This is a genomic window from Streptomyces sp. NPDC006624, assembly GCF_040611555.1.
Classification (GTDB): domain Bacteria; phylum Actinomycetota; class Actinomycetes; order Streptomycetales; family Streptomycetaceae; genus Streptomyces.
The window spans coordinates 203,628-218,933 of sequence record NZ_JBEXOM010000011.1 but is presented as its reverse complement, the minus strand read 5'-3'; the positions used below and the strand labels follow the sequence as shown (position 1 = coordinate 218,933).

General features: G+C 74.8%; 14 protein-coding genes. 10 read left to right on the top strand and 4 right to left on the bottom strand.

Annotation, left to right across the window (positions count from 1 at the left end):
- Positions 1-67: 67 nt before the first annotated feature.
- Positions 68-1,309 (bottom strand): SGNH/GDSL hydrolase family protein, encoded by a 1,242-nt coding sequence (locus ABZY20_RS22025; protein WP_356443206.1) that lies wholly within the window; start codon positions 1,307-1,309, stop codon positions 68-70.
- Positions 1,310-1,861: 552 nt separating this feature from the next.
- On the opposite strand from ABZY20_RS22025, the gene ABZY20_RS22020 reads away from it, so the two are divergent.
- From ABZY20_RS22020 to ABZY20_RS21995, 6 genes are all read left to right on the top strand, one after another.
- Positions 1,862-3,244, top strand: a complete 1,383-nt coding sequence (locus tag ABZY20_RS22020) for a CAP domain-containing protein (protein WP_356443205.1) — start codon at positions 1,862-1,864, stop codon at positions 3,242-3,244.
- 77 nt (positions 3,245-3,321) lie between these two features.
- Positions 3,322-3,999: an AIM24 family protein gene (locus tag ABZY20_RS22015; RefSeq protein WP_356443204.1), complete on the top strand. Its 678-nt coding sequence runs from the start codon at positions 3,322-3,324 to the stop codon at positions 3,997-3,999.
- 196 nt (positions 4,000-4,195) lie between these two features.
- On the top strand, positions 4,196-5,251 hold the full coding sequence (locus ABZY20_RS22010; RefSeq protein WP_356443203.1) for a tetratricopeptide repeat protein: 1,056 nt from the start codon (positions 4,196-4,198) through the stop codon (positions 5,249-5,251).
- The gene (locus tag ABZY20_RS22005) at positions 5,248-6,309 is read left to right on the top strand and encodes a polyprenyl synthetase family protein (RefSeq protein ID WP_356443202.1); all 1,062 of its coding nucleotides are present in this window, start codon (positions 5,248-5,250) and stop codon (positions 6,307-6,309) included. Before ABZY20_RS22010 ends, ABZY20_RS22005 begins: the two co-directional genes overlap by 4 nt.
- Before the next feature lie 266 nt (positions 6,310-6,575).
- Positions 6,576-7,535, top strand: coding sequence for a threonine/serine dehydratase (locus tag ABZY20_RS22000; RefSeq protein WP_356443201.1), 960 nt, complete (start codon positions 6,576-6,578; stop codon positions 7,533-7,535).
- A 288-nt stretch (positions 7,536-7,823) separates the two neighbouring features.
- The gene (locus tag ABZY20_RS21995) at positions 7,824-9,485 is read left to right on the top strand and encodes a serine/threonine-protein kinase (RefSeq protein WP_356443200.1); all 1,662 of its coding nucleotides are present in this window, start codon (positions 7,824-7,826) and stop codon (positions 9,483-9,485) included.
- Here ABZY20_RS21995 and ABZY20_RS21990 read toward each other — a convergent pair.
- Positions 9,477-10,907 (bottom strand): serine hydrolase, encoded by a 1,431-nt coding sequence (locus ABZY20_RS21990; RefSeq protein WP_356443199.1) that lies wholly within the window; start codon positions 10,905-10,907, stop codon positions 9,477-9,479. The genes ABZY20_RS21995 and ABZY20_RS21990 overlap by 9 nt on opposite strands.
- 73 nt (positions 10,908-10,980) lie before the next feature.
- Between ABZY20_RS21990 and ABZY20_RS21985 the strand changes: the two genes are divergently transcribed.
- Positions 10,981-11,952 (top strand): LLM class F420-dependent oxidoreductase, encoded by a 972-nt coding sequence (locus ABZY20_RS21985; RefSeq protein WP_356443198.1) that lies wholly within the window; start codon positions 10,981-10,983, stop codon positions 11,950-11,952.
- Here ABZY20_RS21985 and ABZY20_RS21980 read toward each other — a convergent pair.
- Positions 11,849-12,541 (bottom strand): hypothetical protein, encoded by a 693-nt coding sequence (locus ABZY20_RS21980; protein ID WP_356443197.1) that lies wholly within the window; start codon positions 12,539-12,541, stop codon positions 11,849-11,851. The two genes, ABZY20_RS21985 and ABZY20_RS21980, sit on opposite strands and share 104 nt — an antisense overlap.
- Before the next feature lie 150 nt (positions 12,542-12,691).
- Between ABZY20_RS21980 and ABZY20_RS21975 the strand changes: the two genes are divergently transcribed.
- Both ABZY20_RS21975 and ABZY20_RS21970 read left to right on the top strand, forming a co-directional pair.
- Entirely contained in the window at positions 12,692-13,732 is a 1,041-nt protein-coding gene (locus ABZY20_RS21975; protein WP_356443196.1) for a hypothetical protein, read from the top strand.
- 62 nt (positions 13,733-13,794) lie between these two features.
- The gene (locus ABZY20_RS21970) at positions 13,795-14,220 is read left to right on the top strand and encodes an SsgA family sporulation/cell division regulator (protein WP_356443195.1); all 426 of its coding nucleotides are present in this window, start codon (positions 13,795-13,797) and stop codon (positions 14,218-14,220) included.
- 79 nt (positions 14,221-14,299) lie between these two features.
- On the opposite strand, the gene ABZY20_RS21965 is transcribed toward ABZY20_RS21970, so the two are convergent.
- Positions 14,300-14,797, bottom strand: a complete 498-nt coding sequence (locus ABZY20_RS21965; protein WP_356443194.1) for a DUF6328 family protein — start codon at positions 14,795-14,797, stop codon at positions 14,300-14,302.
- Positions 14,798-14,945: 148 nt separating this feature from the next.
- Between ABZY20_RS21965 and ABZY20_RS21960 the strand changes: the two genes are divergently transcribed.
- A complete protein-coding gene (locus tag ABZY20_RS21960) occupies positions 14,946-15,293 on the top strand; it encodes a hypothetical protein (RefSeq protein ID WP_356443193.1) in 348 nt (115 codons plus the stop codon).
- Positions 15,294-15,306: the final 13 nt, after the last annotated feature.

Here is a 15,306-nt window from a genome sequence, read left to right as displayed (position 1 = left end):
CGACCGCGGCGGACCGTCCGACGCGTCGACGAACGTGGCCGGTCCGGTCGCGTATCCCTGACGGGCGCTAGCCCCGGCACTGCAAGTCCTTCAGGTCGACGGCGTCGGCCATGGCCCGCATGCCCCGGTCGTTGGGGTGCAGATGGTCGCCGCCGTCGAAGGCGGGCCGGATCCGTTCGGGATCGGCGGGGTTGCGCAGGACGCGGTCGAAGTCGGTGACCGCGTCGAAGGCGCCGCCGTCGCGGATGAACGCGTTGACCTTCCGGCGGACCGCTTCCCCGGCCGGGTCCCACTCCGGCCAGCCCTTGTAGGGACCGATGGTGGCGCCGACGACGCACTTCCCGGCCGCGTGGGCCCGGTCGATCAGCGTCCGGTACCCGGCGATGAGTTCGGCGGCCGTGGCGCCCGGTTCGGCCTTGATGTCGTTGACGCCCTGGAACAGGAACACGGTGCGCACGCCCGGCAGGGAGAGCACGTCGCGCCGCAGCCGGTTCAGGCCGCTCTGCCCGGGGCCGTCCCTGAGGAGCCGGTTGCCGGCGATGCCCTCGTTGGCCACTCCCTCGACGGTGCCATCCCCGGCCCTGCTCAGCCGCCGGGCGAGGTGGTCGGGCCAGCGGCGGTCGAGGCCGGTCGTGGAGTGCCAGCCGTCGGTGATGGAGTCGCCGAGGGCGGCCACCGCGCCCGTGTCCCGGCGGGGCTTGACGGTGACCGCGTCGAGGTAGAACCAGGAGCCGATCCGCTGCCCGAAGCGGGCGCCGCTCTCGTCGGCGGCGTGGTCGCCCTCGGTGGTGTAGGAGGTCTGCATCGCCATCCAGTGCCCGGTCAGCGAGCCGCCCGCCCGGACGACGTGCAGGCTGACGGCGAGCTTGGAGGCGGCCGCGACGGGACCGGGCAGCGGGTCGCTGTAGATGATGCCGCCCGGCGGGACGGTGACCGAGGCCGCGCCGTCGAAGGTCAGGCGGCGGTTGCTGCCGGGGACCAGCGCCGCTCCCTTCCGCTGCCGGCCCGCGTGGACGTTGCCGAAGGTCACGGGCTGGTCGCCGTAGGCGTTGGACAGCCGCACCCGGAGGCCGCTGCCGCCGACGCTGGTGCGGACGATCAGCCGGTAGCTGCGGCCGTCGGCCGCCGTGCCGACGCGGCCGGCGGAGGAGGCCCAGGTGACCGCGCCGTACCCGCTCCCGGTCGGTGCGCCGGGCGGCGGGGCCGGCCGGTCCCCCTGGGGCGGGGTGCCGGTCCCGCAGCCCAGTGCGACGCAGGTGGAGAGAGCTGCCAGGGCGGCGCGGTGGCGGGGGCGTGCGGTGCGGGGCATCGTCGGCGCTCCTTCGGCCGGTCGGCGCGGGCGGGCGGGCGGTCTCATCAGGCGGGAGGTGCGGGCGTCCGGGACCCGCCGGCGGCGCGTCGGACTCTTCGGGCCGGGCCACTGTACGAGACGGCTGCGGCGCGTCCGCCGCTGCCGCGCAGGGTGCCCCGGCCGTGACGGGGCGAGTTTCTCGATCATCGCTGCCCGGGGTACCCAGGACGGCCTCGCTCTGACGGACGCCGCGGGCCGCTTTCGTGCCGCGGCCGTTCGGAGCCGTCGACGAACGAGACACCGGCCCCGAGACACCGGCCCCCTCCCCGGTCGCCGTATTGACCCGATTCATGCCGATACGCTGCGCTGCAACTGCCGACCGGCGGTGCACATGTGACGGGCGGACGGCAGCGGGCGGGGATGGTCTCAGCAGGCAGGGTGATGCTCCGCACCCTCGACGCCGCCGCGTTCTGCGGCGGGAGGACGGCGGTTCGCCAGGCCGGCGCGGGAACTCCGGTGCCCGCCGGGCCGTCCTTCCGGGTGGGCGGCGGGACGAGGGCAGGGGGAGCGGTGGACGAGTTGGTCCCCGGGGGCAATGTGGTGGTGCCGGGCGGCGCGGTGAGCCTCCGGGTGCCCGGACCGTTCGACGTGTCCGCGCTCGTCACGGACGACGGCGGAAAGGTGGCCGGCGACGGCGACTTCGTCTTCTACAACCAGCCGTCCGCGCCCGGGACCCGGCTGCGGGGCGACACCCTCACCGTGGACCCGGCGCGGCTGCGGCCGGGCGCCACCCGGGTCACGGTGGCCGTCAGCCCGGCCGAGCCCGGCACCGCCCTGGGCCGGCTGCCCTCCCCCACGCTGCTCGTCACCGGCGCCGGCGGCCGGCCGCTCGCCCGGTTCACACCGCCGTCGGGGGGCCCGGAGACCGTCCTGCTGCTCGCGGAGCTCTACCGGCGCGGCGGCGCCTGGAAGCTGCGCGCGCTGGGCCAGGGCTACGCCGACGGACTGGCGGGCCTGGCACGGGACTTCGGGGTCGAGGTCGTGGACGCGGAGGCCGTGGACGTCGAAGCGGTGGACGTGGAGGCGGTGGACGAGCAGATCGCGAGTGAGGCGATCCGGGGCGGAGGGGTGCCGGACGGCGCGTCCGCCCCCTCGTCGCCGCCGCGCTCGGCGCCCGATCCCGACGGACTCCTCCCGCTGGTCAACTCCGCGCGGGAGCGCGCCGGTTCACCGCCGCTGTCCCTGGACGCACGGCTGCTGTCCGCGGCCCGGGCCCATGCGACGGCCATGGCCGCGTCCGGCCGCCTCGGGGTCGAGACCCGCGACGGCCTCTCCGTCTACCAGCGTGTGACCGGCGCCGGATACGCGTATCTCGCGGTCGGCGAGCACCTGGTGTCCGGGCCGCGCACGGCGGCCGAGTTCGTCGCCTACTGCCTGCGCGCGGAGGGGTCCCGCCGCACCCTGCAGGACGCGGCGTTCGCCCACGCCGGCGTGGCCCGCGTCCACGACGGCGCCTCGGGTGACACCTACTGGACCGCGCTGTGGGCCAGGCCGTTCACGCCGGACGGGCTGGCCGGCACGGCGGCGGCCGTCACCGACCTCACCAACCGGGAGCGGGCACGGGCCGGGCTCCCGCCGCTGGCCGCCGACCCGCGGCTCACGGCGGCGGCGCAGGCGCACAGCGCGGACATGGTGGCCCGCGCCTTCTACGCGCACACCGCGCCCGACGGCACCCGGCCCTGGGACCGGGCCGCCGCCGCGGGCTCCACGCGGCGGGCGATCGGCGAGAACATCGCCTGCGGCCAGCGCTCCCCCGCCGACGTGGTGGAGGGCTGGATGAACAGCCCGGGCCACCGGGCCAACATCCTCCAGCCGGGCTTCACGCACCTCGGGGTCGGCTTCGCCGGCGGCGGCCGCGCGGGCAGCTACTGGACGCAGCTCTTCGGCGGCTGACCCCGAACAGCGCGCTCCCGCACCGCTGTTCGTCGGCGATCTTGGCCGAGGGAAAGGCTCCGGGCGAGGATGCCGGTATGAAGGGTGACCTCTTTTCCAGCGAGCACATGGCACAGCCGGCCGTCGCGGCGGGCATGTCGATCGAGAACTCCAAATGCATCCGCTACACGGTGAACGGCGAGATGCTGGCACGGCAGGGCGCGATGGTCGCCTACCGCGGCACGCTCCAGTTCGAGCGCAAGGGGCAGGGCGTGGGCGGCATGCTCAAGCGCGCGGTCACCGGGGAGGGGCTTCCGCTGATGGCGGTGCGCGGACAGGGTGAGGCCTGGTTCGCGCACGAGGCGCAGAACTGCTTCGTCGTCGACGTCGAACCCGGCGACGAGTTCACGGTCAACGGCCGCAACGTGCTGTGCTTCGACGCCACCCTGGCGTACCGCATCGCGACCGTGAAGGGCGCCGGCATCACCGGCGGCGGCCTGTTCAACAGCGTCTTCAGCGGACACGGCAAGCTGGGCCTGATCTGCGAGGGCACCCCGCTGGTCATCCCCGTCTCGCCGCAGTACCCGGTCTACGTGGACACCGACGCGATCGTCGGCTGGACCGCGGGGCTGCAGACGTCCCTGCACCGCTCCCAGTCCATCGGCTCGATGCTGCGCGGCGGCTCCGGCGAGGCCGTGCAACTGCTGCTCCAGGGCGAGGGGTACGTCGTCGTCCGGCCGAGCGAGGCGACGCCGCACAAGCCCGGCCAGCACTGACGCGGCGGCGCCGGACTCCCCTTCGTCCCCGTCGGGTGATCTGCGCCTCACAGGCAACCCGGTCCGTCCCGCCGTCGTCTTGACCGGCAGCAGGTGCTGCCCCGGCCCTGGTGGCCGGGGCAGGTTTCCACCCTTCTATACACGCCATGTATACGCGCAATGTATACATGGCGTGCATACGGACCGAAAGGCATCGATGTACGGCAAGGCATTCGCTCCGGAGTACCAGGGCGCCCTCACCACCCTCTCCGTCAACTCCTCCCTGACCGACGTCCTGGCCGCCGGCACCGAGCAGTTGAGAGCGGCCGAACGTGCCGGGAAGCCCGCGGAGGCGGCGCGGTCCGGGCTGGCGGTGGCCGAGGCGCACCGCCGGCTGGGGCGGGTCGAGGAGGCCGACCGGGCCTGGAAGCGGAGTTACCGCGCCGCCCGTCAGGCCGGGGACCTCGCGGCGATGGCCTGGGCGCTGTGGAGCGGCGGCACACTGGCCCGCCAGCGCGGCGCGTTCCGCCTCGCCCGCAGGCTGCTGCAGCTCGCGGCCGACCTGGGCGAGCGCGGCGGGGACGTCGTCGTGCGCGGCTACTCGCTGGCGGGCCTGGCCGAGACCGGCCGCATCCAGGGCGACTACGAGGCCGTCCGCCGGCTGCACGAGCAGCTGCTGGCCGAGGCCCGGCGGCGCGGCGAGGCGCGGCACACGGTGTGGGCGCTGGAGGGCATCGCGCAGATGCACCGGAACACCGGGGAGTACGACACCGCGTACGCGCTGTTCGAGGAGGCCGCTCAGATCGCCGCGGGGGCCGACGACCGGCGGGGACACGCCTGGGCGCTGCGCGGTCTGGCCGACGTCGTGTCGGTGCGGGACGGCGACACCGGGCGGGCGCTGGAGCTGCTGAGCGAGGCGGAGACCACGTGCCGGGCGATGCGGCTGTCCAGCGCGCTGGCCTACAACCACAAGATGCGCGGCAACGTGCTGTACCGGGCAGGGCGTTACGCCGAGGCCCGCGGCCTGTACGAGCAGGCGCTGGCGGAGTTCCGGGCGATGAGCGAGCCGCGCGGTGAGGCGCTGTCGCGCCTGGGGCTCGCCAAGTCCCTGGCCCGGCTGGGCCGCGACCGGGCCGAGACGGCGGCCGAGCTGGCCGACCTGGCGGGCGTGCTGGAGCGGATCGGACTGCAGCACGCCCGCAGGATGGTGGCCCGCGCCCACGACGAACTCGGCATACCGGTCGGCGCGCTTGCGAGGGAGACGGCCCGATGACGGCGCCGCCCACGACGGCACGGGCACCGAGGCCGCGCGGTGCGACGGAGCCGGGCACGGCCGGCGCCCACCGGACGCTCGACCGCTGCCGCGCGCTGGTCCGCCCCGCCCTCGCCGAGGCGGTGGGCCGGCTGCACCCCTGGGCCGGGGAGATGGCGGCGTACTCCCTCGGCTGGTGCGAGGTCGGCGGCGCGCCCGCCGCGGCCTCCGGGGGCAAGGGGGTACGGCAGGCGCTGGCGGTGCTCGGCGCCGAGGCGGCCGGTGCGCCCGGCCGGGCCGGGGTGGCCGCGGCCGTCGCGGTGGAGCTGGTGCACACCTTCTCCCTGCTGCACGACGACATCATGGACGGCGACACGGCCCGGCGTCGCCGCCCGACGGTGTGGAAGGCCTACGGCACGGGACCGGCGGTGCTCGCCGGCGACGCCCTGTTCGCCCTCGCCGTCGAGACGCTCGCCGAGCAGCCGGGCGGCGCCGCGGCCGTGCGGACCCTGTCCGTGGCACTGCGCGATCTGGTGCGCGGCCAGGCCGACGACCTGCTGTTCGCCGAGCGGCCCTGGACGGGACCGGGGCGTGTGCGGCCCGGGGAGTACCGGTCCATGGCGGAGCACAAGACGGGCGCGCTGCTGGGCTGCGCGGCCGGGCTGGGCGGGGTGCTCGGGGGCGCGGAGCCCGGGACCGTCGCCGCGCTGGACCGGGCGGGGCGGCATCTGGGGATCGCCTTCCAGATCGTCGACGACGTGCTGGGCATCTGGGGCGACCCCCGCGTCACCGGCAAACCGGTCCACGGCGATCTGCGCGAGCGCAAGAAGACCTTCCCGGTGCTGGTCGCGCTCGGCTCCCCGGCGGGCGGCCGGCTCGCCGCGCTCCTGGAGTCCGGCGACGACCCCGGCGCGGCGGCGGCCCTGATCGAGGAGGCGGGCGGCCGTTCGGCGGCCATGGCGGAGGCCCGGCGGCACGTCACCGCCGTCGAGGCGGCCCTCGCACACGTACCGCTGGACCCGGGAGCCGCGGGTGAACTGCGGTCACTGCTCGCCTACTTGACGCACCGCGACACCTGAGGAGCGGCACCCGCGGGGCGCCGGGACCACCAGGCGCCCCGCATCCGGAGCGGGCCCGCCCCCTCTCCCACCCGGTGCGGAACCGCCGCCAGGCCCGACGGCCGCCGCACCGCGAGGCGGACCGGGCGCCCAGGACCGGCCCCCGGGCGGGGTGGGCCCGCACCTCGACCACCGCCCTCCCCGGCCGCCACGTTGACCAAGCACCGCCGGGCAGGTCAGGGTCGGTCCGGCGCGTACCGCGACCCCGCGCCGGAAGGAAGGCCGCCGTGATCGGCATCTCGGAGATCGAAGCCGCTGCGGAGCGCATCGCCGGGCACGTCGTGCGCACCCCCACCGTGCACAGCCCGGGACTGACGGCGCTGCTCGGCGCTCCGGTCACCGCGAAGCTGGAACTGCTCCAGCGCACCGGCTCGTTCAAGGCGCGCGGGGCGACGGCGAAGCTGCTGTCGCTGGGCGAGGCCGAGCGGGCCGCCGGGGTCGTGGCGGTCAGCGGCGGCAACCACGGCATCGCGGTCGCGGTCATGGCCGCCGCCCTCCAGGTGAAGGCCACGGTGGTGATGCCGCGCTCGGCGCCCGCGCGGGCCGTGGAGATCGCGGAGGACGCCGGGGCGTCGGTGCGGCTGACCGACGACATGGACGGCGCGTTCGCGCTCATGACGCGGCTGCAGGAGGAAGGGCTGACCTTGGTCCACCCGTTCGACGACCCGGTGGTGGTCGCCGGGCAGGGCACCGTCGGGCTGGAGTTCGCCTCCGACGCCGGGGAGCTGACCGACGTGCTCGTCAGTGTCGGGGGCGGCGCGCTGATCTCCGGGGTCGCCGCCGCGTTGCGGGCGCGCAGGCCCGGGGTGCGGGTGTGGGGCGTGGAGACCGAGGGCGCGCAGGCCATGTCCGAGGCGCTGGCGGCGGGCGGCCCGCTGCCGGTCGCCCTGTCGTCGATCGTCTCCACGCTCAGCGCCCCGTCGGTGTCGCAGCTGACGTACGACCATGTGTCCGCCCTGGTCACCGAGGTGCTGGTGGTGCCGGACCGGGAGGCGGTCCAGGGGTCGCTGGACCTGGCCGACCACGCCAAGGTGTGGGCCGAACCGGCCGCCGGCTGCCTGCTGCCCGCCGCCCGGCAGGTCCTGGAGCGCGTCGGCGAGGGGGCCCGGCTCGGCCTGGTCGTGTGCGGGGGCAACGCCACCACGGCAGACATGATGTCCTGGTCCCGGCGCTTCGGGCTGCGCTGAGGATCGGGCCGCTCCCGGGGAATCCGGCGGCGAATTCATCGGAGGGATGCCGAGTTCACCCCCGGCACCCCTTCGCATTTACCGCCGGTTACCGGCAGGCCGGCGGGCGATTTCCGCATCGGCCGAGGTGAACGCCCCGAGTCCCCCAAACCCCGCTTCTTTTCGCACACTTGCTCCCTTGCTTTGAATAAAAGTGAGCAATGCGCGCGGAGTTGCGATCCGTTTGAACGCACGAGCCCCCGCGCCGCGTACTTCTGGAAAAGGTGAGAGCCAGGTTTCCAGCGAGGGATGGCCATGGGCAGGGCGCACGTCTCCACACACCATTTGGTCGCCGGCCGGTACCGGCTGCTCGAGATCATCCAGCGCGAGACCAACCGCATCTGCTGGTACGCCGAGGACCTCGGCGCCGGTGAGATCTCCCGCCCGTGCCTCGTCACGCAGGTCGGGCTCCCCGACGACCCCGTGGGAACCGAGCGCCGGACCGCCGCGCGGCTGCTGCGCACCTCCGAGACCATGGCGCTGCTGCGCCCCGGCCGGATCGCCACGGTCGTCGACGCCGTCGAGGAGGCGGGCACCCTGTGGACCGTCAACGAGTGGATCGACGGCACCCCCCTCGGCGAACTCCTCTCCGAGCAGGGCACGTTCAACTACGTGCGGGCCGCGCGCATCGGCCTGGAGGTGCTCGACGTGCTCGACGCGGCGCACGCGGAGGGCATCACGCACGCCGAGCTCAGCCCGGGCCAGGTGTTCGTACGGGAGGACCAGTCGGTCGTCGTCACCGGGTTCGGCCTGGCCGGGGCGACCCTCGCTCCCCGGCTCACGGCGCCCGCGTACGCCTCCCCCGAGCAGGCCCGCGACCAGCGCATCGGGCCGGCGGCCGACCTGTGGGCGCTGGGCGCGATCCTCTACACGATGGTCGAGGGGCGTCCGCCGTTCCGTGACCGGGGGCGCCCGGAGAACACCCTCAAGGGCGTCGACCGGCTGCCGCTGCGCACGCCGATGCGCGCCGGGCCGCTCGCCCAGGTCGTCCAGGGGCTGCTCCGCAAGGACTCACGGGAGCGGCTGACCCGGCAGGTGGTGCGGGAGGCGCTGACCCGGGCGCTCAGCGAGGACCCCGAGGCGGGCCTGGGCTCGGTGGCGGCACCGCGGCTGCGCGGCGCCTACGCCGCGATACGGCCGGGCGGCCCGGCCTGGAGCAGACGGACCATGGTCGCGGGCACCGCCCTGGCGGTGGTCACCGTCGCCGTCGCCGTGCTCGCCGCGACCCAGGGGCTGCCCGGCGGCGACCCGGGCGGCGACACGGCCGAGTCCCCGCCCCGGCCGCCGGCCACCGCCGCCCCGCCGGGCGAGGGGACCGGCCAGGACGGCACCGGCCCGTCCGCCACCCCCAACCCGACCGGCTCGCCCACGACCTCGCCCGCCCCCTCCCCCACGCCCACCTCCCCGTCCCCGACGCCCACGCCGTCCGCCCCGGCCACCGCCCTGCCGGCCGGCTTCATCCGCTACCAGGCGCCGGAGGGCTTCTCCGTCGCCCTGCCCGAGCACTGGGAGCGGCTGGACACCGACCGGCAGGGCGACCTGGCGTACCGCGTGGTGTTCGGCGCCGACGGCGACGACCGCACCCTGGCCGTCACCTACAGCGCTCGCGTCGGCCCCGACCCCGTGGCCGTCTGGCGGGACGACGTCGAACCGAACCTCAAACAGGCCGGCGACTACCAGCGGATCGGGGAGATCCGCGCGACGACGTACCAGGGGCGCGAGGCCGCCGACATGGAGTGGCGGGCGGACGCCGGCGGCACCCGGGTGCACACCTTCGGCCGGGGCTTCCTGATCGGCGAGGGCCGCAGCTTCTCGCTGCGTTTCACGACCCCGGACGCCGACTGGGAGGACAAGGCGAGCCAGGAGGCGCTGCGCACCTTCCTGAAGACGTTCCGGCCGGACTCAGCCTGAGGCGCGCGGCGCGCGCAGGGAGGTGAGCCGGCCGCCGTGCAGCGGCTCGGTGCACCAGCGCGCGGTGAGGGTCCGGCCGGCCCGCGAGCAGGTCAGCGCGAGGCGGTGCGGGGTCTCCAGGAACAGCACGTCCACGGACAGCGTGCCGGCGTCGCTCCAGCCGCCGCTCACCGCGGTCGGCAGCGGCTCCTCGGCGACCGTCCAGCCGTCCCCGCCGAAGCGCAGGCCGAGCCGGTCGCCGTCCCCGGTGAGGGTGAGTGTCCAGCCGTCCGCGTCGCGGGCGAGCGCGGCCGTGCGGACCGGGCCCCCGCCGGAGGCGGTGAACTGCCCGGCGGCCCAGTCCGCTTCCCCGCCCGGCGGTTCGGGGCTGCCCTCGACGGCCGGCAGCGCCAGCCGGTCGAGGCGTTCGCGCAGGCTCGCGTCGGCGGCCTCGCGCCCGGACAGCGGCGCGGGCCCGAAGGCGGGCAGCAGGTGCTTCCAGACGAGGTCGAGCATCTCCTGCATCCGCTCGGTCGCCGCGGTCGTGGCGATCACCGCGTCGTGCTCGGGCAGCACCAGGCAGAACTGGCCGTAGGCGCCGTCGCCGCGGTAGCCGTGCCGGGACAGCCAGAACTGGTGGCCGTAGCCCTGGTGCCAGTCCTCCCGGTCCGTCTCGCCCATGGCCCCGGCCGTCGGGGTGTGCGGGTGGGAGGCACGGGCCGCCCAGCCCTCCGGCAGCAGCCGCTCGCCGTTCCAGACCCCGTCGCGCAGATACAGCTGCCCGAGCCGCGCCACGGCGTCGGTGGTGGCGTGCAGACCGCTGAAGCCGAGCTCGCGCCCGGTGCGGTCGCGGCGCCAGAACACCTCGCCGACGCCCAGCGGATCCAGCAGCCGGGGCCGCAGGTAGGCGCTGAGCGACTGCCCGGACGCGCGCTGCACGATGGCGCCCAGGGTGTAGGTGGTGGGCTGGTTGTAGGCGAAGACCGTGCCCGGGTCGCGCTCGGGCGGCTGCAGCAGGAAGCCCCGGACGGGCTCCGCCGGGTCCGTGCCGAAGGCCTCGTCGACGGTCTCGTGCTCGTGGCCGCTGGCCATGGACGCCACGTGCCGTACGCGCATGGCCCGGCTGCGCGGGTCGGTGATGTCGGCCTCGAACTCCGGGAAGTACGAGATCACCGGCGCGTCGAAGTCGAGCAGTCCCTCGGCCTCGGCGAGGGCGGCGGCGGTGCCGGTGAAGCTCTTGCTGAGCGAGTACAGCAGCTGGGGGCGGCCGGGGGTGTACGGCGCCCACCAGCCGGAGGCGACCAGCCGCCCGTGCCGCATGATCATCAGGCTGTGCGGTTCGATCCCGGGGGCGGTTTCGAGGGCGTCGAGGAAGGCGTGGACGCCGGAGGCGTCGACACCCTGGGCTGCGGGGCCGGAGGACGGCAGGGCTGAGGCACTCATGGAAGCATCCTGCACCCGCCGGCGGACCTTGACCGAGCCGTTTCCCGGCCCGCTCTCCGGGGACCCGGCGGACATGGTGCGAATCGGATACACGATGATGACCGAGCAGGCCGGCCCCCGCGAGCTCGTCGACCATGTGGTGCGGGCCGAGGAGGCGGGCTTCGACTTCTCGGTGACCTCGGACCACTACTTCCCCTGGTTGCGCTCGCAGGGCCACTCGCCGTACGCGTGGGCCGTGCTCGGGGCGGCCGCCCAGGCCACGTCGCGTATTCCGCTCATGACCTACGTGACGTGCCCGACGTTCCGCTACCACCCGGCTGTGGTGGCGCAGAAGGCGGCCACGCTGCAGCTGCTGAGCGAGGGGCGGTTCCGGCTGGGTCTCGGTTCGGGCGAGAACCTCAACGAGCACGTGGTGGGCGGCGGCTGGCCGTCCGTCGACGTGCGGCACGAGATGTTCGAGGAGGCCGTGGAGATCATCCGTGCGCTGCTCGACGGCGGTCACGTCAATCACCGCGGCACCCACTTCGACGTGGAGTCGGCCCGGCTGTGGGACCTGCCGGAGCAGGCACCGCCGATCGGGATCGCGGTCTCCGGGGAGCGCTCCTGTGCGCTCGCGGGCCGGCTGGCCGACCTGGTGATCGCCACCGAGCCCAAGGCCGGGCTGCTGGAGGCGTTCGACCGGCACGGCGGTGCCGGCAAGCCCCGCGTCGGCCAGCTCCCGGTCTGCTACGACCCCGACCGGGACGCGGCGGTCGAGCGGGCCCACGCGCAGTTCCGCTGGTTCGGCAACGGCTGGAAGGTCAACTCGGAGCTGCCGCACCCGGACTCCTTCGAGGCGGCGACCCAGTTCGTCCGGCCCGACGACGTCGCCGGCTCCATCCCCTGCGGTGACGACCCGGACGCGTTCGTGGAGGCCGTCCGCCCCTACGCCGAGGCCGGGTTCACCGAGATCGCCCTGGTGCAGATCGGCGGCGAGTCGCAGCCGGCCTATCTGGACTGGTCGGAGAAGACCCTGCTGCCCGCGCTGCGGGAGGCGTTCGGCTGAGCTCCGCCACCAGCGCCTCGACGGCACGCCCGACCAGTCGAGCCCTCCCGCCGGGAGGGCTCTTCTTCACGAGTGCGCTCATCCGCTGCGCCTCCTCGGTGGTCGGCAGTAACCCGGCCAGCAGGACGGGCAGCAGCAGGCGCCGCACCAGCACCTCGTTCCCGGACGTGCCCTGCGGCCGGCGCACCACCGCGACGTTCACGCGGATCGCGTGCTCGTTCCCGGGCGGGACGCCCGGCCGGTCCGTCTCGATCGCGGCGAAGCGGTAGCCGTGCGCCCGGTCGCAGGCGGGGCAGCCGGCGGGCCCGCGGCCCAGCGGGCCGGCGCAGTCGGGGCACACCAGCCGGTCGAGTGCGGCGTCCACCACCCGCCAGTCGTGCCGGTCGGGTTCGGCCGCGACCATCTCGGCCAGCGCCCGCTCCTGCTCCGCGCCTGCGGCGTCCCACCGCCGCAGGAAGGCGGCCCACTCCTCCTCCACGAGGGCGTCGACGAGGTCGCGGCAGACCCCGCAGGCGGGGGCGCCGCCGTACTCGAATCCGCCGCATTCCGCGCAGCGGCGCGGCACCGCGCCGGCCTCGGGTCGCACCATGCCGGGTATCGTCGCCCATCCGCCGCGGGCCGCGGAAGCGGTTTTCGGCCGGGGCGGCGCCGGGCGGTGAACGCCGAGGTCAGCGGGTGCGGCTAGGCTTCCGTCCCGCACCTCGTGCCGCCCGATCCGCATGCCCCTGGAGAGTCGTCCGTGACCGTAGCCCTCACCCCGCCCGAGACGTCCGACACCGCCCCGGCACCGGTCCCGGAGCCGGTCGCGCGGGACGCGCGGGAGTTCGGGGCGTACGCCCGGACCGGAGGCTGGGCCTTCGGGCTGAGGGTGGCGCGCAGCGTGCGGCCCGGCGGGCAGGCCGCGGACGAGACGCCGAAGGTGTCCGCGAAGGAGTTCGCCGAACTCGCCGGGTGCTCCCCGGACCGCGTCATGCGCTACTACAAGGCGTGGGACCGCGCCGCCGACGACGGTCTGGTCCCGCACTTCGAGGCCCTGACGCCCGGTCAGGAGGTCGAACTGCCGGACGCCGACGTCTGGCTGGGCTACTACGTCTCCCGCAACGGCGCCACCTCCGAACGCGGCACCGCCATCTCCGCGGCCGCCGCGGCGGAGGGCATCCGGCCCACGAAGGCGCTGGAGGTCGCGGAGAACCCCACCGCCCTGCGCGCCGCGATCCTCGCCGACCCCTCCACCGCCCGCGCGGCCCGCCAGGCACTGCTGGACCGGGTCCGGGAGGATCCCGGGCTGCAGTCCGAGCTGGCCCGGGACGTCGTGCGCACGGACGAGCTGAAGAAGGCCGTCGCCGGGGAGAGCAGGGCCGCCGACCGCATCGGGTACGTGCGCCAGATCGCCGAGTCGGGCCTGATCAGGACACCGGCAGGGCAGACCGTCGACGCGCCCGCCGATCTCCGCCGGGAGGCCGAGCGGCACCTGTCCCTCCTCGACGAGCTGGACGAGGACGAGGACGCCGGCGAGTGGGCCACCGAGGCGTACGGCACCATGAAGTCCCTGGTGGTGGAGGCCGTGGAGGCCGACCCGGGGCTGCGGGTGCAGGAGCGGCGCACCAAGTTCTACAGCAGCCTGCAGAAGGCGACGAAGGTCTTCGAGGAACTGACCTTCGACGACGCCGGGGACTTCTACGAGGACGACATGGTCGAGCGTCTGGAGGAGCTCCAGCGGGCCGTGGCCGTCTGCATCCGGTCCCTGCGCGGTGCCCGCGGGAATCACCCGGAGGACTGAGCATCAGGCGACAATCGGGGGTACTAGAGGTCTCTACGTCGGTTCTTCCCGGAGGCCCCCCAGTGAACTCGTTCGTCCACAAGACCCTGGTGGTCCAGCTGCAGGCGGGCGACACGGACCGCTTTTCCGTGCTCGCCCACCTCAGCTACGACACCACGGACCCGTTCGCCGTCACCGTGGTCTTCAGCCACGACGGCCGTGTGCTCGCCCGGTGGCAGCTGGACCGGGAGATGCTCGGTGACGCGCTGCGCCGTCCGGTCGGGGTGGGCGACGTGCGGATGCGCCCGGAGTCGCGCGGCATGTGGCGGGAGCTGCGCATGGAGTTCTTCGGCGACGCCCGGCCCGACGGCGGCCGTCACCACGCGGTGGTCTTCGCGTGGGCCCCGGCGTTCGCCGCGTTCCTGCGGGAGACCCACGAACTGGTGCCGCCCGGCAGCGAGGAGGTTCATGTGGACGACTTCCTGGCGGACGTCATCGCCGACTGCTGAGACGAGGAGCCCCCGTGCCCGCCGTGCCCCCGTGCCCGCCGGTCGTGTGCCCGGCCGGGCGCACGACCGGCGGCCCGCCTCACTGGGAGGTGTACCGGTACCTGATCCACAGCGGCAGGACGAACCAGCACAGCAGGTACCAGCCGACCACGCCCGCCACCAGGTAGGGGACGAAGCCGTCGTGCGTGGCCACGCGCAGGATCAGCAGCAGTGACGCGGTTGTCGTGGCGAGCAGCAGCAGGAGGCCGAGCAGCGTCAGCCGCGAGGCCACCCGCACGGCCTGGGGCTTGATCTGCCGTCCGGAGACGAGGCGGTGCAGGGACACCGGCCCGATGAGCGCCCCGGTGGCGCACGCGCCGAGAACGACCGTGACGAGGTAGATCGTCTGATCGGTGCTGGTCAGGTCGTCGTACTTCTCCGTGAAGACGACCGTCAGCAGGAATCCGAACAGGATCTGTACGCCCATCTGGGCCACACGGACCTCCTGGATGAGCTCCTGCCACATCCGGTCCGCTCTCTCCTCCTCGGTCTCGTTGCGCCCCCGGCGCTTGGCCCCACCCTCTGCCACGTCGGACACTGCTCCTCCTTGTGTGAAACCTGAACTCTCCCTCTCCCGTGTGCCCCGTAAAGGGCCGTCGTCCCTCACTGGGCCGACGGTTTGAGCGATCACGGGACGGTTACACGGAGGGGCCGAGAGACGCACAGCGCGAGGAGGTCGTGGACGCATGTCCGGAACGCAGCTCACGGTGACGCTCAGCGGCGGAGGCGCCGACGACGCACGTACGGTAGTCCGGGTTCTGGAAGGCGCCTTCGGGGCGCCGGACGAGCTTCCCGGCGACGAGGACGCGACGGTGCGCACGGCGACGTTCGGCGACGCCACGCCGGAGGGCGGCGCCGCGGACACCGGGGAGGGCGGCGGGCGGCTGTCCGCTCCGGTGACGGTCACGGTGCAGGGCTCACCGGAGGCGGTGCGGCGGGCGAGCGACACGCTCGCCCGGGCCTTCACGGCACGCGACGACGGCGCCGCCTCCGGCGACCAGGAGCAGGAGAGGCAGCTGCTCCTGGAGCCGTGAGGTCCCGCGGGTC

What these genes read in the sequence shown, in the direction of transcription:
- ABZY20_RS21985 (WP_356443198.1), top strand. Translation starts at nt 10,981, where the DNA reads ATGGTGCGAATCGGATACACGATGATGACCGAGCAGGCCGGCCCCCGC.
- ABZY20_RS22010 (WP_356443203.1), top strand. Translation starts at nt 4,196, where the DNA reads ATGTACGGCAAGGCATTCGCTCCGGAGTACCAGGGCGCCCTCACCACC.
- ABZY20_RS21990 (WP_356443199.1), bottom strand. Translation starts at nt 10,907, where the DNA reads ATGAGTGCCTCAGCCCTGCCGTCCTCCGGCCCCGCAGCCCAGGGTGTC.
- ABZY20_RS22005 (WP_356443202.1), top strand. Translation starts at nt 5,248, where the DNA reads ATGACGGCGCCGCCCACGACGGCACGGGCACCGAGGCCGCGCGGTGCG.
- ABZY20_RS21980 (WP_356443197.1), bottom strand. Translation starts at nt 12,541, where the DNA reads ATGGTGCGACCCGAGGCCGGCGCGGTGCCGCGCCGCTGCGCGGAATGC.
- ABZY20_RS21995 (WP_356443200.1), top strand. Translation starts at nt 7,824, where the DNA reads ATGGCCATGGGCAGGGCGCACGTCTCCACACACCATTTGGTCGCCGGC.
- ABZY20_RS22015 (WP_356443204.1), top strand. Translation starts at nt 3,322, where the DNA reads ATGAAGGGTGACCTCTTTTCCAGCGAGCACATGGCACAGCCGGCCGTC.
- ABZY20_RS21960 (WP_356443193.1), top strand. Translation starts at nt 14,946, where the DNA reads ATGTCCGGAACGCAGCTCACGGTGACGCTCAGCGGCGGAGGCGCCGAC.
- ABZY20_RS22025 (WP_356443206.1), bottom strand. Translation starts at nt 1,309, where the DNA reads ATGCCCCGCACCGCACGCCCCCGCCACCGCGCCGCCCTGGCAGCTCTC.